Raw genomic sequence first — 21,430 nt, forward strand, 5'->3', positions numbered from 1 at the left:
CCAGCCTGTCAGAGCCGCCGCGGCGGCGGCTCAGAGGACGACGTCGAGCCGGCCGTGGGTGCTGCCGTTGAGCAGGGTCATGAGCCGCAGCTGCACCTCGACGGGCACCGGCTCCTTGGCGGTGAAGGTGAGCCGCCCGATCATGCGGCGCAGGTCCTCCGCGGTCAGGTCGCGGTACCCGGAGACCATCCCGCTGGCGCGCTCGCGGTTGATCTCGCGCGCCAGGGAGGAGATCTGGGTGGCGCCGACGCCCTCGTCCCCGTCGGCGCCGTAGAGGTGGCCGAGCAGGGCGCGGTCGGACTGGGTCAGCTCGTCGAGCGGGTCCTCGTCGATCCACTCCGGGGTGATGCGCCGGACCGGCGTCACCGACTCCACGCCGTCCAGGCGGGTCGCGCTGCGCACCGCCGGGGCGGAGGTCACCGTTCCGAGTCGCATGGTCGTCTCCCGTCCTGTCACTTGCCGTGGTTGCTATGTGACTCCCAGTGTCACCCAGGGACGGCCGGACCTGAGACCCGGTCACCCGGATGGAGCAGTCGCCGTCCGGGTGACCCCGCCGGGGGCCGTCCGGACGACGACGCTCACCGCCCGTCCGCTCAGCTCACTCCACGGGCTCCAGGACGAACACCGGGATCTCCCGCTCCGTCTTCAGCTGGTAGTCGGCGTAGTCGGGGTAGGCCGCGACGGAGCGCTCCCACCACAGCGCCTTCTCCTCGCCCGTCACCTCGCGGGCCAGGTAGTCCTTCTTGACCGCGCCGTCCTGCAGCTCGGCCAGCGGGTTGGCCTTGAGGTTGTGGTACCAGACGGGGTTCTTCGGGGAACCGCCCAGCGAGGCCACGGCGGCGTAGCTGCCCCCGTGCTCCACGCGCATCAGGGCCTGCTTGCGCAGCTTCCCCGACTTCGCGCCCTTCGTCGTCAGGACGATGACGGGCATCCCCCGCAGGTCGCCCGCCTCCTTCCCGTCGGACGCCTCGTACTTCTCGACCTGCTCCCGGACCCAGGCCTCGGGGCTCGGTTCGTACTCTCCTGTCAACGGCATGCCCGCACGCTAATCCGCGTCCAGGACCTCCACCGCCCGGGACACCCCGAGACCCACCACGGCCTCCTCCAGCACGCCCGCGAGGTCCAGGCTGAACCGCGGCGGCACCAGCGGGCTGGAGGTCAGCCCCGCGGCCAGGCACTCGTGGACGTGCTCCAGCACGAACCGGTGCCCGTCGGCCACGGCGTGGTCGTGCACCTCGACGTGCTCCTGCCCGTCGAGGCCGAAGCGGTGGACGGTGAAGCCGGGGGCGGCCGGCAGCGGGGCGTGGACCTCGATCCAGCCCTCGCTGGCCTCGATCCAGGCCCGCGAGGGGGTGCGCGCGGCCATCGTCGTCGACAGCGCCGCGACCGCGCCGGAGGGCCAGCCCAGCGCGAGCGCCACCTGCCGGTCCACCCCCGTCGGCCCCAGCGACCCGGCCACCCGCACCTGGTCGGGGGTCCCCAGCAGGGTCAGGGCCAGGCCGACCGGGTAGGGCCCCAGGTCGAACAGCGACCCCCCGCCGATGGCGGGGTCGTGGAAGCGGTGCAGCGACTCCGGCGCGGGGAAGCCGAAGTCGGCGTGCACCCCCAGCACCTCCCCCACGTCCCCGCGCGCGACGGTCTCCAGCAGGGCGAGGGTGCCGGGCAGGAAGCGCGTCCAGTAGGCCTCCATGCAGAACACCGACCGCTCGCGGGCCAGGTCGAGCAGGTCGCGGGTCGCGGCGAGGCTGACCGTCATCGGCTTCTCGACGAGCACGGCCTTGCCCGCCAGCAGCGCCGCCCGCGCCGGGGCGTGGTGCTGGGGGTGGGTGGTGGCGACGTAGACGGCGTCGACGGCCGGGTCGGCCAGCAGCCCCGCCACGTCGTCGTAGGGCGTGACGGGACCGGGGGCGGCCTGGTCGGCGGCGAAGCCGCGGGCCCGGTCCAGGTCCCGGGAGGCCACCGCCACCAGCCGCCCCCCGGGGGCGAGCTCCAGCGCCCGGGCGACCGTGCGGGCGATGCCCCCGGTCCCGACGAAACCCCAACCGACGCTCACGTGGTCCCCCTCGACCTCAGGCAGGTGCTTCCTGCGGGACGTCAGCCTTGCGCGGCAGCGACTGCGACGCACCCGGACGGCTCACGGTGACCGCCGCGACCCGCGCCGCCCAGTGCGCGGCGTCGAGCAACCCGGCGCCCTCGAGCAGGGCGTCGGCGAGCGCGGCGACGAAGCTGTCGCCGGCCGCCGTCGCGTCCACCAGCCGCGCGGGGACGGCCGGCACCTCGGCGTGCCCGCCGGGGGTGACGACGACGGAGCCGTGCTCGCCGCGGGTGACGATCGTGGTCCCGGCGGGGCGGACCCGGCGGGCCTGGGCGACGATCCCCTCGACGTCGCGCGCGGTGGGCTCCCCGGCGAGGACGGCCAGCTCGCCGGCGTTGGGCACGAGGAGGTCGGCGCGGGCCAGCAGCTCGGGGGGCAGCGGGCGGGCCGGGGCGGGGTTGAGCACCAGCAGGCCGGTGCAGAGGCGGGCCGCGGCCACCAGCGCCTCGTCGGGGACCTCGCACTGCAGCAGCACCACGCGGGCGGTGCTGACGGCAGCCAGCGCCCCCTGCACGCGGGCCTCGTCCATCCGGTCGTTGGCCCCGGGGCTCAGCACGATCGTGGACTCCCCGCCGTGGACGAGGACGACGGCGACGCCGGTGGGGACGTCGAGGGCGGCGACGTGCCCGACGTCGATGCCCTCGGCGGCCAGCGCCGCGCGCAGCCCGCGCCCCTCGTCGTCGTCGCCGACGGCGGCGACCATGGCGACGCTGCGCCCGAGGCGGGCCGCGGCGACGGCCTGGTTGGCGCCCTTGCCCCCGAGGCCGCGCTCGGCGTCGGAGCCGCGCACGGTCTGGCCGGCCGGCGGGAGCTCGTCGAGGCGGATGGCGAGGTCGGCGTTGACGCTGCCGACGACGGTGACGTCGTGGGTCTTCTCCGCGCGGGGCCGGCCGTGGCTGTCGCGGTCGAGGGGGCTGTCGCGGTCGAGGGGGCTGTCGTTCACGGGGGACTCCTTCAGCGGACGGGCAGGACCCAGATGGCGGCGACGGCGGGGTCGCCGAGGTCGACCTCGCGCCCGGTGCCCAGCCGGACCACGGTGGTCCCGGCGAACCCCCTGCGCTGCAGGACCTCCACCGTCAGGTCCAGGCCGATGCCGAGCTCGGCGAAGTAGCGCAGGACGTCGGGATCGGCGTCGGAGATGCGGGCCACGACGCCGGTGCCGCCCTCGGGGACGTCGGAGAGGTTGTGCGCGCCGGGGCGGGGGACGGTGCCGTCGGGACGCGGGATGGGGTCGCCGTGCGGGTCGCGCTCGGGGTGGCCGAGGCGGGCGTCGAGGCGGTCCAGCATCCGGTCGGAGACGACGTGCTCGAGCACCTCGGCCTCCTCGTGGACCTCGTCCCAGGAGTAGCCGAGGTCGGCGACGAGGAAGGTCTCCAGCAGCCGGTGCCGGCGCACCACGGCCAGCGCCCGGGTGCGTCCCTCCTCGGTCAGCTCCACCCCGCCGTAGCGCTCGTGGCGGAGCAGGCCGGCGTCGGTGAGCTTGCGCACGGCCTCGGAGGCGGTGGAGGCGGACACCCCCATGGTCTGGGCCAGCATCGAGAGGGTGATCTTCGCGTCCGACCACTCCCCGGCCGCGTAGACGGTCTTGAGGCAGTCCTCCGCCGCCGGGGTGGCGGCAGCCGTGGTCGAGGGGCGGGGCACGGCCCGAGTTTGCCACTCCCCGGTCCGGGGTAGCGGTACCGCAGCACCGAGGTTACGATTTCGGTGCACCGAAATCGTGGACGCCGACGGGGATCCGCCGGCGGGCAGCGGGTGGTCCAGCGAGGGGAGACGGTCGTGCGTCGGACGTGGGTGAACGTGGCGGACGTGGTGCTCGGCGCCGCGCTCCTCGTGGCGGCCGTCGCGGCCGGAGCCGGCGGGCGTCCCCTGGAGGCCGTCGCGGCCGTCGTCCTGGGCCTGGCCTGGGGGGTCCGCGGCGCGGTCGGGCTGCGTCGCGGCACCGGCCCCGCACCCGACCTCGGGCCCGCCCCGGCGGGCCCGGCGGGACCCCTCCCCGCCACGCGCTGAACCGCCTCCCCCGCCGGGGGTGACCCCGGTGCCACCATCGCGGGGTGGTCCCTCCCGCCCCCCGCTCCCCCTCCGACGACCTCGCGGCCACCTGGCGGCGCACCCGCCCGGCGCGCGCCCTGGTGCACTTGGACTCCGCGGCCGCCGGCCGCAGCAGCTGGGCCGTGCTCGACGCCACCGCCCGCCACGCCCGCCGGGAGGCCGAGCTCGGCGGCTACCTCGCCGCCCAGGAGGCCGCGGTCGAGCTGGAGCGGACCCGCGAGCGGATCCGCGCGCTGCTGGGCTGGGACGGGGGCACCGTCGCGTTCGTGCACAGCGCCGAGGACGCGCTGCGCCGGGTGCTGCTGGGCTGGCCGGGTGGGCCGCCGGCCACCGTCGCCCACGCCCGCGGGGAGTACGGCCCGAACCTCGCCGTCCTGCGCGGGCTGGGCGTCGCCACCCGCGAGGTCGAGGGCCCGCACCGGCTGGACCCCGGCGCCTTCACCGCCGCCCTGGCCCGGCACCGGCCCGACCTGGTGCACCTGACCTGGCTGGGCAGCCACGTCGGGACCCTCCAGCCCGTCGTCGAGGTCGCGCGCGCCTGCCGCGCCGCGGGCGTGCCGGTCGTCGTGGACGCCGCGCAGGCCTTCGGCCACCTCGACACGAGCACCGCCGGCGACGTCGACGTGGTCTACGGGACGTCGCGCAAGTGGCTGGCCGGACCGCGCGGGGTGGGTTTCGTCGCCGTCCGCGGGGACCTCGCCCGGCGCACCGGGGACCTGGAGCAGGCCGAGGCGCACGTCGCGGGGCGGCTCGGCCTGGCGGTCGCGGTGGCCGAGCACGTCGAGCTCGGGCCGGGCGCCGTCCGCGCGGGGCTCGCCGAGGTGGGGGCCCGGACCCGGCACCGGCTGGCCGCGGGGCTCGAGGGGGCCTGGGACGTCGTGGAGGACCTCGACGAGCCGAGCGCCCTCGTCACCCTGCGACCGCGCCGGCCCCTGGACCTCGCGGCGCTGCGGGCCGCGCTGATCGCCGAGGACGGCGTCGTCACGACGTACCTGGGCACCGAGCGCTCCCCCGGGGAGATGGCGGCCCCCGCGCTGCGGGTCAGCGGGCACCTGGACACCACCGACGAGGACCTGGACACCCTCGTGCGGGCCCTGCGGCAGCGGGCGTGAACCCCGTCTGAACAGGCGCGGTCGGCGCGACGCTGCCAGAGTTGGCCCGGAGATCACCAGCACGACGCACGTCGACGAACGAGGAGGAGCTTCCATGATGGGCAAGGTTCTGCTGCTGGCCGCCGCGGGTGCGGGGTACGTGCTCGGTGCCCGCGCCGGCCGTGAGCGCTACGACCAGATCAGCTCCACGGTGGGTCGCCTCTGGGGCAACCCCAAGGTGCAGGAGAAGGTCGGCGACCTCCAGAGCAGCGCGGGCGACCTGGCCAAGCAGGCCGGTTCCGTGGCGCAGGAGAAGGTCGGCGCCGCCGCCAGCTCCGTCTCCGGCAGCGTGAAGGACAAGCTCGGCGGGGGCAGCGGGGCGGGCACCGACCAGCCCCTCGGCGACCAGCACCACACCCGGATGCCGACGGACTGACCCCCGCCCCGGGTGCTCCCGGGGACGGCCGACGACGTGGCCCCGGCGGTGCGGAGCGCGAGCTCCCGCCGCCGGTGACCACGTCGTCCTGCGTCCGGGCCCGCGCGAGGGGGCGGGAGGGCCCTAGGGCTGCTCCCGCCGCGACGCCAGCACCTGCCGCAGGACCCGGCGCGGCAGCACGTACCAGCAGAGCGCGATGAGCGCCGCGACCGCGCCGCCCGCGACCCACCCGGCGGTGCGGCCGCCGATGACGTCGACGACCAGCAGCACCCCGCCGGAGACGACGGCGCCCAGGACGGCCAGGCCGACCTTGGTGAAGGCGGTGCCGGCGGCGACCAGGCGCCCCTTGGACTGCTGGCGGAACAGCGCCCGGTGGTAGCCGACGGGGGCGATGAACAGCACGAGGGCGACGACAGCCAGCAGCAGCACCACGGCGTAGACGGTCACCTGGTAGCGGTCCAGCTCCTCGAAGCGGGCCTGGAAGGGCACCGTGAGCAGGAACGCCGTCAGCAGCTGCACGCCGGTCTGGACGACCCGCAGCTCCTGGAGCAGCTCCGCCCAGTTGCGGTCCATCCGCTCGGTCGGGGTCTCGTTGCGCAGCCCGGTGTAGGGGTCGACGGGATCGGGCACCACCGCGCTCACCCGGCGCCGCCCCCGGCGTCTCCCCCGCGCAGCAGGACCACTCCCCCCACCGGTCCACCCCTCGCCTCGTCCGTCCGTGCGACCCCCACCCTGCCGGGACCCCCCACCCGCGGCAACCGCTCCCGGTCCGCGCTCCACCCCGCCGGCGCCCACAGGGCCCCGGACGTGAGGTCGTGCCCGCGGGGACCTGGACACCCCGCCCCCCGCGCGGGACGCTCGGGGCATGGCCGACACCGCCTCCCGCCCCGCGATCCGTCTCGGGACGGTCGTCCTCGACACCCCGGACCCGCAGGGCCTGGCCGCCTTCTACGCCGGGCTGCTCGGCTGGGAGCTCGACCCCGGGGACACCTCCGGGGACTGGGTCACGATCCGCGGGGCGGGCGGTGCGCCGCTGGCCTTCCAGCTCGCCCCGGACCACGTCGCGCCGACCTGGCCGGCCGAGGGGGTGCCCCAGCAGTTCCACCTCGACCTCGTCGTCGACGACTACGAGAGCACCGAACCGCACGCGCTGTCCCTGGGCGCCACCCTGGTCGAGGGCTCGGAGGACCACCCCGGGTTCCGGGTGTACACCGATCCCGCCGGGCACCCGTTCTGCCTCTGCCTGGCCGACTGACCGGGTAGCCGGTGCCCCGCGGTCCCGGTGGGAGCCGCGGGGCGGACGGGCTCAGCGGCCGCGGTGGGAGCCCTTCACGCTGTCGGCGACGGCGTCGGCGGCGCTGCGGGAGCTGTTCTTGTCCTTCTTGTCGGCGCGCTTCTCCTTGAGCGACTTCCCGCTCTTCTTCGAGCTGGCGCCTCGGGGCGACTTGTCCATGGTGATCTCCTGTCCGCCCGGTGACCGGGCGTTCGCCGTGACCGGCGGGTGCACCGCGTGGGGTCGACTCCGGCCGTGCGCCCTCCTGCTCGAGCCGGGTGACGACGGGGCGCAGCGCCCCGTGCGGTCCTCGCACAGTACGCGGCCGCGGCGGGGTCCGTGTCCCCTCGCCCGGGGGAACGGCGAAGACCCGCGTCCCCGGAGGGGGACGCGGGTCTTCGCGCGGGCGGTGCGGGACCTCAGGCGGTGAGGTCCACCGGGGTGGTGATGGCCTCGGGGCGCTCGCAGGTCGTGGTCAGGGTCACCGAGGTGTGCCCGTCCGCGGCCCGCTGCACCGACTCCATGATGTCGAGGACGTGCAGCGCGACCTCGTCGTTGGCGCGGTGGGGGCGGCCCTCGGCCACCGACAGCGCGAGGTCGGCCAGGCCGTAGCCGCGGCCGGAGTCGACGAACCCGGCGGTGACGCCGACGTCCTTCCAGTTCGACTCCTGGTCCGCGTCGGGACCGGGCGCCGGGGCGGTCGCGGCGGAGAACAGCTCCACCGCGCCCTCGAACATGTTCGGGTCCGGGACCGAGAGCGACCCGCCGGTGCCGTGGACCTCGATGCGGGGCAGGCGTGCGGCCCAGGTGTCGAAGCTCATGACCAGCGTCGACAGGGCGCCGGAGGCGTGCTCCAGGATCCCGGTGATGTGGGTGTCGATGGTGACCGGGAACGACTCCCCGGCCCGCGGGCCGGAGCCGATGGTGCGGGTCTGCGAGGGCCGCGAGGAGGCGCCCACGACCCGGACGACCGGGCCGAGCAGGTGCACCAGCGAGGTCAGGTAGTACGGGCCCATGTCGAGCAGCGGGCCGCCGCCGGGCTGGTAGTAGAAGTCCGGCTGCGGGTGCCAGCGCTCGTGACCGGGGGTGGTCATGAACGCCGTCGCCGAGTGCGGGGTCCCGATCTCGCCGGCGTCGACCAGCGCGCGGGCCGTCTGCACGCCGGTGCCCAGCACGGTGTCCGGGGCGCAGCCGACCCGCAGGCCGGCCGCGGCGGCGGCCTTGACGACCTCGCGCCCCTCGGCCACGTCCATCGCCAGCGGCTTCTCGCCGTAGACGTGCTTGCCCGCGGCCAGCGCCTGCAGCGCGACCTCGGCGTGCGTGCGCGGCAGGGTGAGGTTGAGGACCACGTCGACGTCGTCGGCGGCGAGCAGCTCCGCCAGCGGCAGCACCCGCGCCCCGTGCTCGTCGGCCAGCGCCTGCGCCCGCTCGGGCACGAAGTCGCTCACCGCGGTGATCTGCAGCTGCGGCAGGCGCTTCAGCGACGCCGAGTACTGCGCGGAGATGACGCCGGCGCCGACGACGCCGACGCGCAACGGGTTGGTCAGCGGGCTGCCCACAGCAGACCCCTCTCGATGATGGTCTTGACGTTGGCGTCCTGGAGGACCTCGACGTTGTGCCCCGGGGTGGCGACGAAGATCCGCCCCTTCCCCCACTGCCGGGTCCAGATGGCCGGGGAGGTGACGGGACGGTTCCACGGGTCCCAGGCCCGGACGGCCTGGGTGGTCGTGGCGAGGACGTCGACGTAGTCGTCGGACAGGACCCAGTACTGCTCGGTGACGAGGTCGAAGTCCCCGATGCCCTGCGTGATGGGGTGCTCGGCCGCGGCCGGGAGCATGTTCACCGTGTAGGGCACGTAGTTGTCCGGCTGTCCGCCGGTGCGCTCCTCGGGGGCCTTGCCCGGGTGGCAGCCGAACTGCCCGCCGATCAGGGTCAGGTAGTCGGAGTTGTTGCGGTAGGAGTCCGCGATCCCGCCGTGCCAGCCCGCCAGGCCCGTGCCGGCCTCGACGGCCGCGCGCAGGCCCTCGAACTCCTCCTTCTCGATGGTGTTCATCGTGTTGCACTGCACGACCAGGTCGACGGTCGCCATGTACTCGGCGTCGGCGTAGACCGCCGGGGTCCCGCCCGTCGCGGCGACGTCCTCGACGCGGACGGTGAAGCCGTTCGCCTCCAGGTGCGGGATGAACAGGTCGGTGGCCTCGACGGGCATGTGCCCGTCCCAGCCGCCGCGGACGACGAGAGCCTGGCGAGTCACGAGTGGAACCTTCCGGCGCGAGCGCGGGTCGTGGAGCAGATCACTTGGAGAAGCCGGCGGTGAGGCCGGAGAGCAGCTGGCGGCGGCCGACGATGTAGAGCACGAGGATCGGCAGCGTGGTCAGCACGACGGAGGCGAGGACGGCGGGGATGTTGACGCTGTACTGCCCCTGGAAGGTCCACAGCGCCAGCGGCAGGACGCGCAGGTCGGCCCGGTCGGTGAGGATGAGCGGGAGGAGGAAGCCGTTCCAGATCTGCAGGCCCTGGTAGATCGTCACCGTGACCAGCGCGGGGCGGGTCAGCGGGAACGCCAGGCGCCACATGGTGCCCCACTCGCTGGAGCCGTCCATCCGCATGGCCTCGAACAGCTCGTTCGGGACGTCGCGGACGAAGTTGCTGAGGATCAGCACCGTCAGCGGGATGGCGAAGGCGATCGACGGCAGGATCAGCGCGCCGAGCGAGTTGTACATCCCGCTCTTGATGATGATCAGGTAGATCGGGATGATCGTCGCCTGCAGCGGGATGGCCAGGCCCATGAGGAACAGGGCGTTGACCGCCTTCAGCCACCGGCCCGCACCGCGGACGATGGCGAAGGCCGCCATGAACGAGACGAGGACCGCGGGGATCGTGGCCCCCACCGTCACGATGACGGAGTTCATGAAGTAGCGCGCGAAGTCGTTCTCGAGCACCAGCTTGTAGTTGTCCAGCGTCGGCTCGGACGCCGGGAGCAGCGGGTTGGTGCCGAAGTAGCCGGCGGAGCTCTTGAAGCTGGTGATCACGATCCAGTAGATCGGGATCAGCACGATCAGCAGCCAGAGCCAGCCGAAGGCGCCGCCGAGCCAGTTCTTGCGCTCGGTCGAGCCGCGACGGGAACCGGAGGGGCTGGACTTGCCGGTGCGGGCCGCGGGGTTCGCGGCGGCTTGCGTGGCCATCGGTCAGGCCCCTTCCAGCTGGGAGTTGCGTTCCTTGCCGCCGAGGCGCTGCAGCACCTGCGCCAGGACCAGGCCGACGACGACGAGGATCACCGCGATGGCCGAGGCCAGACCCATCTGGTTGGCCCGGAAGCCGGTGAGGTACATGTCCAGGGCCAGGACGCGGGTCGCGTCGTTCGGCCCGCCCTGGGTCAGGACGAAGATGAGGTCGAACGTGGTGAGCGACCCGACGATCATGAGGGTGGAGGACGTGATCAGCGTGTTCTTCAGCTGCGGCAGCGTGATGGAGAAGAACTGCCGCACCCGCCCGGCCCCGTCGATCTGGGCGGCCTCGTACATCGAGGTCGGGATCTGGCGGATGGCGCCTTGGTAGATCAGCGAGTGGAACGGGATCCACTGCCAGGCGATGATGAAGATCACGACGCCCATGGCCAGCGCCGGGCGGCCCAGCCAGTCCTGGGTGAGGAACCCCAGGTTCAGGCCCGGGCCGAGGCCGAAGTTCGGGTCGAGCAGCGCCTTGTAGGCGATCGAGACCGCCGCGGCCGACAGCAGCAGCGGCAGGAAGAACAGGACCGCCAGCAGGGCCCGGTACTTCTGGTGGCCGGAGATGAAGACCCCGAGCAGGATCGACAGCGGCGTCTGGGCGATCCAGGAGAGCACGATCACCAGGAACGTGACCCACAGCGCGTGCGGGAGACCCGGGTCCGTGAGCACGGCGGTCCAGCTCGTGAGCCCGGTGAACGAGATGTCCCCGATGCCGTCCCAGGAGGTGAAGCTGAGGACGAACACCCCGATCAGCGGGACCACCGCGAAGGCGACGAAGATCAGCAGCGCCGGCAGCACCAGCCAGCCCAGGCGGCCCGTCGAGGTGTGGGCCGCCGACGGGACCTTGGCCGAGGTGGAGCTGGGCGCCGCGCTCACGGACGTGCTCACGAGCCGATCGCCGCGTTCATGTTGGCGGCGAACTCCTGCGGGGTGATCGCCAGGCCGAACAGCTTCTCGATGTTGTCGAGCAGGGTCTCAGCCTCGGTCGGGGACAGCGCCTGGTCCCAGGACTGCGCGAAGGACGGCGCGTTCGTGGCGAGGTCGTAGGTGAACTTCAGCCACTCCTCGTCCTCCATGCCCGCGAACTTGGCGTCGATGCCCTTGACGATCGGGACCTCGCCGGCCTCGGTGATGTAGGCCTCGGCCTCCTTCTCCTGCAGCAGGCCGTCCTTGAAGAAGGCCAGCGCGATGTCCTTCTGGGCCTGGGTGGCCTTGGAGGAGATCGACACGTACTGCGCGGGGTTGCCGAAGGTGTTCATCGGGTCGCCCTTGCCGCCGGTGACGGCGGGGAAGTTCATGTAGCCGAGGTTGCCGCCGGAGACGAAGTCGCCGCCGTCGGTCTTCATGCCGCCGTAGGTCCAGGTGCCGTGCAGCATCATGGCGGCCTTGTCGGTGTAGAGCAGGGCCTGGTCGGCGTTGGAGTCGGCCGTGATCGAGGCGAAGCCCTTGATGAAGCCGTCGGCCTTGACGAGGTCCTGCACCTTGGTGAGGGCGTCGATCGCGGCCGGGTCGGTCCAGGCGGGGGTGCCGTTGTAGATGGACTCGAACAGCTCGGGGCCGCCGATGCGGTCGAAGAGCATCTCCAGCCACATCATGTTCGTCCAGCGCGACTGCCCGCCGAGGGAGATCGGGGCGATGCCGGCGGCGTTGAACTTCGGCACCAGGGCCATGAGCTCGTCCCAGGTGGCGGGCGGCTCGGCGCCGATCTGGGTGAAGAGCTTCTTGTTGTAGAAGAAGACCAGCGGCTGCACGGTCTCGGTGGGCAGGCCGTAGACCTTGTCCTCGACCGTCCCGGCGGCGAAGGCGGCGTCGAAGAGGCGCTCCTTGACCTGGGGGTTCTCCGTCAGCCACGGGGTCAGGTCGTCGACCAGCCCGGACTCGGCGTAGTTGCGCAGCGTGCCGCCACCCCAGCCGAAGATGATGGTGGGGGCCTGACCGGCGCCGATGGCGGTCTTGATCTTGGCCTTGAAGGCGTCGTTCTGGAACGCGCTGACGGTGATCTGCTGGTCCTCGTGCGCCGAGTTCCAGTCCTCGCGGGCGGTCTTGCGGATGCCCTCCTTCGGGGCGCCCGTCAGGATCCAGTCGGTCGCCCCGTCGGAGCTGCCGCCGCCACCGGGACCGGAGTCACCGCAGGAGGCGAGGGCCGTGGCGACGAGGGGGGTCGCGGTGGCGAGGGCGAGGAAGGACCGACGCGAAGTCCGGTTGTGATCCACTCTGATCTCCGATGTGCCGAGCCGCGTCCCTGCGGCTGCTCAACTCGCCTGACCCTGCTGGGCCCGGCGTCGAAACGTGACCGAAAAGCTTTCGACCACGTCGTCTGCCGGGAACGATAAGAGCCCGGTGGTGTCGCGGTCAAGCGACTCCCGCGAGTCCGTCCGAGAACCTCCCCTCCCCCATGCGGGAGTAGGCGCTCCAGGTGTCGATCGGGTCACGAAAGTTTTCGAGAAGTGCTGGCGCCCGGAGCCTGCGTGCTCCTACACTCGCCCCACCACCGAGTCGAGGAGGACCCGTGCTGGACCATTCGCAGCGCACCCGGGACAACCCCGGGGACAAGACCACGCTGGCCACGATCGCCGCCCGGGCCGGCGTCTCGATCGCCACCGTGTCCAAGGTGGTCAACGGCCGCGAGGACGTCTCCGCCGAGACCCGCGCGGTGGTCGAGGCCCTCCTGGTCCGCCACGACTACCGCCCGCCCGCGGGTCGCCGGGCCGGCGCCGCGACCACCACCGTCGAGTTCCTCATCGACGGGGACTTCTCCTCCTACGCCACCGCCGTCGTCGACGGGGTCGTGGAGGCGGCCGGGGAGCAGGGCGCCGCCGTCGTGGTGGGGGTGCTGCGCGACCAGCGCGGCGGGCGCTTCCCCGTGCCGCCCCGCTCGTGGGCGCGCGGCCTGGCCGCCGCGGGGCGCACCGGCGTCATCGTCGTCACCGGCGAGCTGACCGGCGCGCACGTGGACGCGCTGACCGCGGTCAAGATTCCGCTCGTGGTGATCGACCCGCTGAACCTGCCCCGCAGCGAGGTCGCCAGCGTGGGGTCGACGAACTTCACCGGCGGCATGAGCGCCACGAACCACCTCATCGGGCAGGGCCACCGCCGGATCGCCTACGTCGGGGGTCCCCCCGGCGCCTCCTGCAACCAGGCCCGCCTGCACGGCTACCGCGCGGCCATGGAGTACGCGGGGCTGGCCCCGGCCGAGAACCACGTCCTCAACGAGGACTTCCAGTACGACTCCGGCCGCCGGCTGGGCGCGGAGCTGCTGGCCCGCCCCGACCGCCCCACCGCCGTCGTCGGCGGCTGCGACTCCATCGCCCTCGGGGTCATGGAGGCGGCCCGCGTCCTGGGGCTGCGCATCCCCGAGGACCTCTCGGTCACCGGGTTCGACGACACCGAGCTGGCCCCCATGGCCGCTCCCCCGCTGACGACCGTGCGCCAGCCGCTGCGGGAGATGGGGCGCGTCGCGCTGCGGACCGTGCTGCGGATGGCCGGCGGGGAGCAGCTGGACTCCCACCACGTCGAGCTCGCCACCGAGCTCGTCGTCCGGGGGTCCACCGCCCGGGTCTGACGCCCGGGCCCGCCTCCGACGCCCGGGCCCCCGGCTCAGCGGCGGGCGTCCTCCAGGGCCGCCAGGAACCGCGCGACCTCGTCCGCCGCGGCCGGGGTCGCGAACCGCACCGCCCGCCCGGAGACCTTCAGGACGAGGCGGCAGCCGCCGAGGAGGGCCGGCCGGGGCCGGCAGCTGCCCGCCCCGACCTCCGACAGCGCCACCGAGGCCACCGAGGGCCCCCCGAGCAGCTGCGGCTGGGCCAGCCACAACCGCTCCGGGCCGACGGCGAGCGCCCCCGCCCCGCCCAGGGCCCCGCCGGACAGCGTCAGCTCGGCGAGGACGCGCTCACCGTCCTGGGCCATCCGGCCGGTCAGCAGGGCGCGGGCCGCGGTGGGGTCGGAGGAGAGCACCGGACCGTCCTACCACCCGGGCCCGTGCAGCGCGGCCGTGACCGCGCGCCGCCGGTCGGGGCGGACGAGGACGTCGACCGCGCCGACCCACTGCTCCACCGACCCGGCCCCGACCGGGAGCGCGCGCACCGCCGGGTCGGTGACGCCGGCGAGCAGGACGGTGGCCGCCTCCTCCGGGACGCCGCGGAACGGCCGGTCGTGGAACGGGGCGGTGGCCGCCCCGGGCACCGGCAGCCCGACCTCGCGCTGCCGTGCGCGCAGCCCCTCCAGCGCCGCGCACAGCGCCGCCTCCCGCTCCCGCCAGTCCCCGGCGGCGAGGCAGGCCGCGAGGTCCCCCGCGACCCGCCCCGAGGGTGAGCGCGCGAACACCGTCCCGGTCCACTTCGGGTAGGGCGCCCAGGCGCGGTCCAGCAGCAGGCCCAGCCGGACGGCGACGTCGACGAGGCGCGCCGCGACGACGCGCGAGCCCAGGTCGTCGCCGCGCGACCCCGCCCGGCCCACGAACGGCAGTTCCTGCTCCAGCTGCCTCCAGCCGCAGGCGAGCAGGTAGCGCCGGAGGTCGTCGGGGTGGTGGGCCAGGCGCCCGCGCAGCCGGGCCCAGCGCCCCTCGTCGTCGGCGAAGACGGGCCCGGCGACCAGTTCCAGCACCGACTGACCGGTGAAGCCGAGCCAGTCCGTCACCGACCACGGCGCGTCGGGCCCGACGCCCAGGCGCTGGACGACGAACTCCTCCACGGTCGCCACCTCCACCCGGTGGCGGACGACGGGGTCCCAGGTCGTGGCGAAGCGGACGGGGTGCCCGGCGAAGGCGACCGGCAGGCGGGCCTCGAGGAACTCCCCGGCCCCGGGGGCCTCGGCCAGGACGGTCAGCCGCAGCCCCCAGTCGTGGTCGGTGGACACCTCGTCGTCGAGGCCCAGCACGTCCGACCCCGAGCCGAACCGGCCCGCGACCAGGGGCAGCGCGGGGGAGCGGGCGCGCAGCAGGGGGGCGACGACCTCGTCGTGGAAGGTGCGGGCCAGGGCGGTCCCCGACCCCGCGCCGCGGGCGGGACGGCTCAGAGGTGGGGCCCCAGCAGGCTGAGGTCGGCCGCGGAGAGCCGGTCCTTCGCGGTGGCCGCCTGGTGCCAGTGCGGGTAGCGCAGCGGGACGGCGCTGACGGCGTCCAGCCGCGCCCGCTCCTCGGCGCCGAGGACGAGGTCGGCCGCGGCGAGGTTGTCGCTCAACTGCTCCTCGGTGCGGGCCCCCACGACGAGGGAGGTGACCCCGGGACGGCCCAGCAGCCACGCCAGCGCCACCTGCGCCGCGGAGACCCCGTGGGCGGCGCCCACCTCGACGAGGACGTCGACGACGTCGTAGAGCTTCTCCTCGTCGTGGACGGGGGGTTCGCTCCACTCCCCCAGGTGCCGCGACCCCTCGGGCGCGCTCGCGCCGCGGCGGTACTTGCCCGAGAGCAGCCCCCCGGCGAGCGGGCTCCACACGAGGATCCCGAGGTCCTGGTCCAGGGTGAGGGGGACGAGCTCGTCCTCGGCGTCGCGGGCCTGCAGGGTGTAGTGGATCTGCTGGGAGACGTAGCGCTGGTACCCGCGGGCGTCGGAGGTCGCGAGCGCCTTCATGAGCTGCCAGCCGGTGTAGTTCGACGCGCCGACGTAGCGGACCTTGCCCGAGCGGACGAGGGTGTCCAGGGCCTCCAGGGTCTCCTCCAGCGGGGTCTGGCCGTCCCACTCGTGGATCTGGTAGAGGTCGATGTGCTCGGTGCGCAGCCGCTTCAGGCTCCGCTCGACCGAGCGCACGAGGTGGTGGCGCGAGGCCCCGCCGTCGTTGGGGCCGGGGCCGACGACCATGCGGGCCTTCGTGGCCAGCAGGACGTCGTCGCGGCGGCCCTCCAGGACCTCGCCGGTGATCTCCTCGCTGAGACCGTCGGAGTACATGTCCGCGGTGTCGAAGAGGTTCACCCCCGCGTCCAGGGCGAGGTCGACCTGGCGCCGCGCCTGCGCGACGTCGGTGTTCCCCACGGCGGCGAAGCCTCCCCGGCCGCCGAACGTCATCGTCCCCATCGTGATCGTCGAGACGCGCAGCCCCGACCTTCCCAGTCGCCGGTACTCCATGGCCGCGACGCTACCGGGCCTCGGGCCGGGCGCACCCGGGCGACCTAGCGGGCGCGGGTGCCCCGCACCAGCGCGTGCAGCGTCACGGCCGCCGTCCCGGAGCGCACGGTGACCGTCCCGCCCTGGAAGTCCTGCTGGACCCCGCCGGGCACCGCGCGGGGTCCGGAGACGGGGTACCCCAGGACGCCGCCCTCCCAGCCGCGCGCGCCCCAGGCGTCGCGGACGGCGAGCGGGACGGCGTGCGTGCCCGAGGCGGGGCTGGAGTAGATCGACCCGCCCGTGAAGCGCTGGCCGGACCCGCCGGCGGGCAACCCGGCGAAGGCGCCCGAGGCGGGGAACCCGAGGGTCCCCGTCTCCCAGCCCTGCGCGGCCCAGGCGTCGCGGACGGCGCCGGTGACGGCGTGGGTGCCGGCGCCGCTGGAGTAGAGCGAACCGCCCTGGAAGCGGGCGTAGGAACCGCCGGGCAGCCCGGTCGCCGTCGAGGTCGGGAACCCGAGGAACCCGTTCTCCCAGCCCGCGGCGCCGTAGGCGTCGAGCAGGGCGCCGCCGAGGGCGTGCGCGCCGGTGGCCGGCGACCAGTAGGCGACCCCGCCCTGGAAGCGCTGGGCGAAACCGCCGCGGACCGCGAACTCGGCCCCGGTCGGGTAACCCAGCCAGGAGTTCTCGTACCCCATCGAGCCCCAGCGCTCGCGCAGCGCGCCGCGCACGACCTGGGCCCCGGTCGCGGGGCTCCAGTAGACCGACCCGCCCGCGAAGGCCTGGGCGTACCCGCCCCCGCGCAGCGGCCCGATCTCGCGCGCCACCGGCAGGCCCAGGAAACCGGTGTTGGCCCCGGTCGCGGTGTAGGACTGCAGGATCGCGCCCTTGACGGGGACGCCGGCGTAGCTGCGGGAACCGTCGGGGTTCGCCGTCACCAGCGGGGTGCGGCGGGGGGAGCCGAAGTTCGCGACCCAGTAGGAGCGCCAGACGGTGCGCCCGCCCGACTGCAGGGTGGTGTAGACCATCCCGATGCCGACGCTGCTGTAGGTGCGGTCCTGCAGGACGGCGCGGTGGGGGTCGGACTTCATCCAGGTGTCGACGGCGAGGTCGCCGTTCTCCAGGCCGCGGGTGTCGGGGTTGCCCATGTCGGCGGTGGCCACGATCTCGCCCCAGCGCGGGAAGTCCGACAGCAGCGTGGCGAGGTTCGGGTTGTGCTTCATGCCGTCGCCCTGGCCGAGGACCGCGGCCCAGTCCTGCGCGACGGCGCCCAGGGTCGGGTCCAGGCTCACCGCGGGCGCGCCGATCTTCGCGCGCTCGCGGTTGAGGCCGTCGAGGATCTGCTGCTGCTGGGTGGCGACCGGGACGACGGGGGTGAGGACCTGCGCGGCCGCGGCGGCGGGCAGGGCCGTCACCACCTCGGCGACGCCCCCGCAGGGGACGGCGACGAGCGCGGCGAGGAGCGGGGCCACCAGTCGGGCGCGGAGGTTCTTCACCCTCCAGGGATCGTCCCGGCGGGGGTGTCACGACAGCGACCGGGCGGGTGGTCCCGTCCGGGGGTACCCGGCCCGGCCGCGGTGACCGTGCGTGCTGCGCCACCCGGACGGGTCAACCCGGGGTGGACCGAGGGGTCAGGTTCTCTCGATCGCCGCCGGTCGCTGCTGGGCGGCGCGCACCCGCTCCACGTCCAGCTTCACCGACCGGTCGAAGGAGTAGATCCCGTTCTGCTCCTGGAAGACGTCGGTGAGCTGGGTGTAGCAGTAGCCGAACATCAGCGGGTCGTCCAGCAGGACCCCGGTCAGGCCCTCGAAGCGGTGGTGGAACTCCTCCTCGCTGCGCGGCGGCTCGCCGTAGCCCCACGAGGACTCCGCCCCGCGGTCGACGTCGGGGTCGCTGGCGGCGGTGTCCGGGCGCCACCAGATCCCGCCGAACTCGCTGCAGAACCAGGGCTGCCCCTGGTAGGGCAGGGAGATGACCGTGGTGGTGCCGTGCGCGAAGTTGGTGTCCGGGCGCCCCTGGGCCAGCCCGGCCATCTCCCGCGCGAACTCCGCCGGGTCCTGGGTGTAGTTGTGCGAGTCCCACACGTCGGACTCCAGGACGCGGTGGGAGTAGCCGGAGGCGTCCAGCACCGGGCGGGAGGTGTCCATCGCCTTGGCGGCGAGGAACATCGCCCGCGTCGCGTCGTCGAGGACCTGCCCGCGGTCGGTGAGCGGCTGGTGGGTCTCGTTCAGCCCGCACCAGCCCACGATCGAGGGGTGGGAGTAGTCGCGCTCCAGCGCCTCCAGCCACTGGCTGACGAAGTTCGGCGTGGGCTGCTGGTACTCCCCGCGGTGGCTGGAGCCCTCCTCGGCCGCGCCCCAGTCCCCGAACTCGCCCCACACCAGGTAGCCGAGGCGATCGGCGTGGAAGAGGAAGCGCTCCTCGAAGACCTTCTGGTGCAGCCGGGCGCCGTTGAAGCCGGCCGCCAGGGACAGTTCGATGTCCGCCACCAGCGCGGCGTCGGTGGGCGCGGTCATCAGCCCGTCGGGGTAGTAGCCCTGGTCCAGCACCAGCCGCTGGAAGACCGGGCGGCCGTTGAGCAGGACGGCCTTGCCGTCGATGCTCACCGAGCGCAGGCCCGCGTAGGTCTCCACCGTGTCGACGACGGCGCCGGAGGCGTCGGCGAGGGTCACGGTGACGTCGTACAGGTGCGGGTCGGCGGGCTCCCAGAGCCGGACCCGGTCGGCGGGGACGGGCAGGACCAGGCGCGGGGAGAGGTCGAGGTCGGCGCGCACGGTCGCGGTGACGACCTCCCCGGCGGCGTCGCGGACCGAGGCCGTGAGCGTCCAGCCCGCCCGGTCGCCGACGGCGCCGGTCCCGCTGCGCCGCAGGGGCTGCTCCAGGTGGAAGGTGGAGCCGGCGACGTCGGGGGTGATCCGCGGGCGGCCCAGCGAGACGTCGGGGACGGGTTCGGCCCAGACGGTCTGCCAGATGCCGGTGGTGCGGGTGTAGAGGCACTCGTAGTTGTCGTAGCGGGTGGACTGCTTGCCGCGCGCCTGCGGGCCGCGGTGGTCGTCGCGGGCGCGGACGACGACGGTGACGGTGCCGCGGCGGTGGCCGAGGTCGGCGGTGAAGGGGGTGAACCCGCCGCGGTGGCGCACGACCTCCTCCCCGTCGACCCACACGGTGGCGTCGTGGTCGACGGCGCCGAAGTGCAGCAGCGTCCGGCGCCCGGCCCAGTCCTCGGGGATGGCGACCTCGCGGCGGTACCAGACCGCGGGCAGGAAGTCGGTGTCCCCGATGCCGGACAGCTCGGACTCGGGGGCGAAGGGCACGGTGATGGACCCCGCCAGCGGGCGGTCGCGCACGCCGCGCTCCAGGCCGGAGTCGCCCGGGTCCACCTCGAACCCCCAGGTGCCGTTGAGGTTGATCCAGTCGGCGCGCACCACCGAGGGCCGGGGGTGCTCCGGGCGCGGCACTCCCCCGCCGGCTCCGGCGGTGGTCGGGTCTTGGGGCACGAGCTCTCTCCTCAGGGTCGCCGGCGACGACGGCGGCGGGCTTCCCGTCCGCCGCACCGTCGGCCGGGGTCGTGCGGCGCCGGGCGGCCCGGTCCCGGGAGCGCGGCACCGTCAGCGGTGCGGCGCCCACTCTGCCCCGTCCCGCACCGGTCCGGCAACCGTCCGGTCACGGCCCGGCACCGTTGCGTGCATCGTTGCAAGGCCAACCTCCCGAAGCTCTATGCAGCGTTGCAAACGACGTGCTAAGTTCCGCACCACTGAACGGGACAGCGCGGTTCCCGGGTGCTCGTGAGCGCCAGGACCGCTCTGCCACGACCGCCAACGACGGCAGGGACGGACCACGAGTGAACAGTCATCCCCCGACACCCCGCGCACGGGGTGCCCTCAGCCGGCGCAACCTGCTGCGCGGCGGCCTGGCCGCCGGCGGGCTCGGCGCCGTCGCCGCCACCTCCGGGTGCGGTTCGCCCCTGGCCGCGGGCCTGGCCGGCACCCAGCTGAACCCCGGGACGGTGACGTTCTGGAACCTCTTCGGCGGTGGTGACGGTGCGCGGCTGCAGCTGATGCTCGACGAGTACCGCCGGCAGCAGGGCAGCACCGAGTCCCTCCAGGCGGCCACCTTCGCGTGGGGCAACCCGTACTACACGAAGGTGTCCCTCGCCACGCTGGGCAACAAGCCGCCGGACGTGGCGGTCGCCCACCTCACCCGCGCCTCCAACCTCGCCGCGGCGGGCCTGCTGGCCCCGATCACCGACGACGTCCTGGCCCTGGCCGGGCTCGCCAGCAGCGACTTCAACGAGCGCGCGTGGGAGGCCTCGAAGTTCGAGGGCCAGGCCTACGCCATCCCCCTGGACACCCACCCGTGGGTGCTCTTCTTCAACGCCGACGTCTGCCAGGCCGCCGGGCTCCTGGGGCCCGACGGCGAGCTCGCGCCCATCGAGGGGCTCGAGGCGTGGGAGGCGGCGCTCACCGCGGGCAAGGAAGCCTCCGGCGGGTTCGGCGCCACGACGGCCACGGTGGCCGACGACTCCAACAACTGGCGGTTCTTCAACACCGTCTACAGCCAGCGCGAGGGGAACACCCCGCTCATCGACGACGAGGGCCTCTCGGTCACGATGAACGACGAGCTCGCCGTCGACACCCTGGCGACGATGCGCAGCTGGGTGGAGAAGGGCCTCATGCCCGCCACCGTGGACACCCCGGGCGCGGAGACGCTCATGTTCACGGGCAAGTCGGCGTTCTTCATGAACGGCGAGTGGGAGGTCACGACCGCCCAGAGCATCGAGGGCCTGAACTTCGGCATGACCGCCTTCCCGACCCTGTTCGACCGGCCCGCCGCGCACGCCGACTCCCACGCCTTCGTCCTGCCCCGCATGGAGCGCGACGACGCGCAGCTGGAGCGGGCGATGGGCTTCGTGAAGTCGCTGCTGGACCAGGGCATGACCTGGGCCGAGGGCGGGCACATCCCGACCTACCTGCCCACCTTCGAGAGCAGCGAGTACCAGCAGCTCGAACCGATGTCGAACTACGCCGACGCGGCCTCCTACGCCTCCTACGACCCGCCGGCCTGGTACTCCGGCTCGGGTTCGAACTTCGAGACCGTCACGGGCGCGACCATCGGCCTCGTCCAGCAGGGCCTCACCAAGCCCGCGGACGCCGTCGCCGGCATCCGCGCGGCGCTGGAGAACTACGCCAAGACGGCGAACCCGCTGTGACCGCCCCGACCT

23 protein-coding genes are annotated in these 21,430 nt (G+C 74.1%); 6 read left to right on the top strand and 17 right to left on the bottom strand.

Features of this window, described 5'->3' with window-relative positions; all coding sequences use genetic code 11:
* Positions 1-30 precede the first annotated feature (30 nt).
* From KRAD_RS06180 to KRAD_RS06200, 5 genes are all read right to left on the bottom strand, one after another.
* Positions 31-435, bottom strand: a complete 405-nt coding sequence (locus KRAD_RS06180) for a hypothetical protein (protein WP_012084674.1) — start codon at positions 433-435, stop codon at positions 31-33.
* 163 nt (positions 436-598) lie between these two features.
* Positions 599-1,036, bottom strand: a complete 438-nt coding sequence (locus KRAD_RS06185; protein ID WP_012084675.1) for a nitroreductase family deazaflavin-dependent oxidoreductase — start codon at positions 1,034-1,036, stop codon at positions 599-601.
* Positions 1,037-1,045: 9 nt separating this feature from the next.
* Positions 1,046-2,053: a Gfo/Idh/MocA family protein gene (locus tag KRAD_RS27465; protein ID WP_012084676.1), complete on the bottom strand. Its 1,008-nt coding sequence runs from the start codon at positions 2,051-2,053 to the stop codon at positions 1,046-1,048.
* A gap of 16 nt (positions 2,054-2,069) precedes the next feature.
* Positions 2,070-3,038, bottom strand: coding sequence for a ribokinase (locus KRAD_RS06195; protein WP_012084677.1), 969 nt, complete (start codon positions 3,036-3,038; stop codon positions 2,070-2,072).
* A gap of 11 nt (positions 3,039-3,049) precedes the next feature.
* Positions 3,050-3,736 (bottom strand): metal-dependent transcriptional regulator, encoded by a 687-nt coding sequence (locus KRAD_RS06200; protein WP_041291934.1) that lies wholly within the window; start codon positions 3,734-3,736, stop codon positions 3,050-3,052.
* Between the two features lie 135 nt (positions 3,737-3,871).
* On the opposite strand from KRAD_RS06200, the gene KRAD_RS06205 reads away from it, so the two are divergent.
* The 3 genes from KRAD_RS06205 to KRAD_RS06215 all read left to right on the top strand — a co-directional run bounded on the left by KRAD_RS06205 (position 3,872) and on the right by KRAD_RS06215 (position 5,671).
* Entirely contained in the window at positions 3,872-4,102 is a 231-nt protein-coding gene (locus KRAD_RS06205) for a hypothetical protein (RefSeq protein WP_157873504.1), read from the top strand.
* A 44-nt stretch (positions 4,103-4,146) separates the two neighbouring features.
* Entirely contained in the window at positions 4,147-5,256 is a 1,110-nt protein-coding gene (locus KRAD_RS06210; protein WP_012084679.1) for an aminotransferase class V-fold PLP-dependent enzyme, read from the top strand.
* A 94-nt stretch (positions 5,257-5,350) separates the two neighbouring features.
* The gene (locus KRAD_RS06215) at positions 5,351-5,671 is read left to right on the top strand and encodes a hypothetical protein (RefSeq protein ID WP_012084680.1); all 321 of its coding nucleotides are present in this window, start codon (positions 5,351-5,353) and stop codon (positions 5,669-5,671) included.
* A 123-nt stretch (positions 5,672-5,794) separates the two neighbouring features.
* On the opposite strand, the gene KRAD_RS06220 is transcribed toward KRAD_RS06215, so the two are convergent.
* The gene (locus KRAD_RS06220) at positions 5,795-6,301 is read right to left on the bottom strand and encodes a DUF6328 family protein (protein WP_041292777.1); all 507 of its coding nucleotides are present in this window, start codon (positions 6,299-6,301) and stop codon (positions 5,795-5,797) included.
* Positions 6,302-6,536: 235 nt separating this feature from the next.
* Between KRAD_RS06220 and KRAD_RS06225 the strand changes: the two genes are divergently transcribed.
* Positions 6,537-6,926 carry a VOC family protein gene (locus KRAD_RS06225; protein ID WP_012084682.1) on the top strand — a complete coding sequence of 130 codons (390 nt, stop codon included), beginning with the start codon at positions 6,537-6,539 and terminating at the stop codon, positions 6,924-6,926.
* A 51-nt stretch (positions 6,927-6,977) separates the two neighbouring features.
* Here the strand turns inward: KRAD_RS06225 and KRAD_RS06230 are convergent, their stop codons facing one another.
* From KRAD_RS06230 to KRAD_RS06255, 6 genes are all read right to left on the bottom strand, one after another.
* A complete protein-coding gene (locus tag KRAD_RS06230) occupies positions 6,978-7,124 on the bottom strand; it encodes a hypothetical protein (RefSeq protein WP_157873506.1) in 147 nt (48 codons plus the stop codon).
* Between the two features lie 239 nt (positions 7,125-7,363).
* A complete protein-coding gene (locus tag KRAD_RS06235; protein ID WP_012084684.1) occupies positions 7,364-8,503 on the bottom strand; it encodes a Gfo/Idh/MocA family protein in 1,140 nt (379 codons plus the stop codon).
* Positions 8,488-9,153: a ThuA domain-containing protein gene (locus tag KRAD_RS06240; protein WP_049821431.1), complete on the bottom strand. Its 666-nt coding sequence runs from the start codon at positions 9,151-9,153 to the stop codon at positions 8,488-8,490. Before KRAD_RS06240 ends, KRAD_RS06235 begins: the two co-directional genes overlap by 16 nt.
* Before the next feature lie 85 nt (positions 9,154-9,238).
* Positions 9,239-10,129: a carbohydrate ABC transporter permease gene (locus KRAD_RS06245; protein ID WP_012084686.1), complete on the bottom strand. Its 891-nt coding sequence runs from the start codon at positions 10,127-10,129 to the stop codon at positions 9,239-9,241.
* A gap of 3 nt (positions 10,130-10,132) precedes the next feature.
* On the bottom strand, positions 10,133-11,050 hold the full coding sequence (locus KRAD_RS06250) for a carbohydrate ABC transporter permease (RefSeq protein WP_012084687.1): 918 nt from the start codon (positions 11,048-11,050) through the stop codon (positions 10,133-10,135).
* An 8-nt stretch (positions 11,051-11,058) separates the two neighbouring features.
* Positions 11,059-12,387, bottom strand: coding sequence for an extracellular solute-binding protein (locus KRAD_RS06255; protein WP_012084688.1), 1,329 nt, complete (start codon positions 12,385-12,387; stop codon positions 11,059-11,061).
* A 296-nt stretch (positions 12,388-12,683) separates the two neighbouring features.
* Here KRAD_RS06255 and KRAD_RS06260 point away from each other — a divergent pair, with 296 nt between their 5' ends.
* A complete protein-coding gene (locus tag KRAD_RS06260; protein ID WP_012084689.1) occupies positions 12,684-13,736 on the top strand; it encodes a LacI family DNA-binding transcriptional regulator in 1,053 nt (350 codons plus the stop codon).
* A 35-nt stretch (positions 13,737-13,771) separates the two neighbouring features.
* Here the strand turns inward: KRAD_RS06260 and KRAD_RS06265 are convergent, their stop codons facing one another.
* The 5 genes from KRAD_RS06265 to KRAD_RS06285 all read right to left on the bottom strand — a co-directional run bounded on the left by KRAD_RS06265 (position 13,772) and on the right by KRAD_RS06285 (position 19,706).
* Positions 13,772-14,128: a hypothetical protein gene (locus KRAD_RS06265; RefSeq protein WP_012084690.1), complete on the bottom strand. Its 357-nt coding sequence runs from the start codon at positions 14,126-14,128 to the stop codon at positions 13,772-13,774.
* Positions 14,129-14,137: 9 nt separating this feature from the next.
* Positions 14,138-15,049: a DUF4037 domain-containing protein gene (locus KRAD_RS06270; RefSeq protein ID WP_012084691.1), complete on the bottom strand. Its 912-nt coding sequence runs from the start codon at positions 15,047-15,049 to the stop codon at positions 14,138-14,140.
* A gap of 134 nt (positions 15,050-15,183) precedes the next feature.
* The gene (locus KRAD_RS06275; RefSeq protein WP_012084692.1) at positions 15,184-16,233 is read right to left on the bottom strand and encodes an aldo/keto reductase; all 1,050 of its coding nucleotides are present in this window, start codon (positions 16,231-16,233) and stop codon (positions 15,184-15,186) included.
* A 44-nt stretch (positions 16,234-16,277) separates the two neighbouring features.
* Complete coding sequence (locus KRAD_RS24025; RefSeq protein ID WP_012084693.1) at positions 16,278-17,705, bottom strand: CAP domain-containing protein; 1,428 nt, start codon at positions 17,703-17,705, stop codon at positions 16,278-16,280.
* A 135-nt stretch (positions 17,706-17,840) separates the two neighbouring features.
* Complete coding sequence (locus tag KRAD_RS06285; RefSeq protein ID WP_012084694.1) at positions 17,841-19,706, bottom strand: glycoside hydrolase family 2 protein; 1,866 nt, start codon at positions 19,704-19,706, stop codon at positions 17,841-17,843.
* A 344-nt stretch (positions 19,707-20,050) separates the two neighbouring features.
* Between KRAD_RS06285 and KRAD_RS06290 the strand changes: the two genes are divergently transcribed.
* Positions 20,051-21,418, top strand: a complete 1,368-nt coding sequence (locus tag KRAD_RS06290) for an extracellular solute-binding protein (RefSeq protein ID WP_012084695.1) — start codon at positions 20,051-20,053, stop codon at positions 21,416-21,418.
* Positions 21,419-21,430: the final 12 nt, after the last annotated feature.

It is taken from the genome of Kineococcus radiotolerans SRS30216 = ATCC BAA-149, from assembly GCF_000017305.1.
GTDB classification, from domain to species: Bacteria; Actinomycetota; Actinomycetes; order Actinomycetales; family Kineococcaceae; genus Kineococcus; species Kineococcus radiotolerans.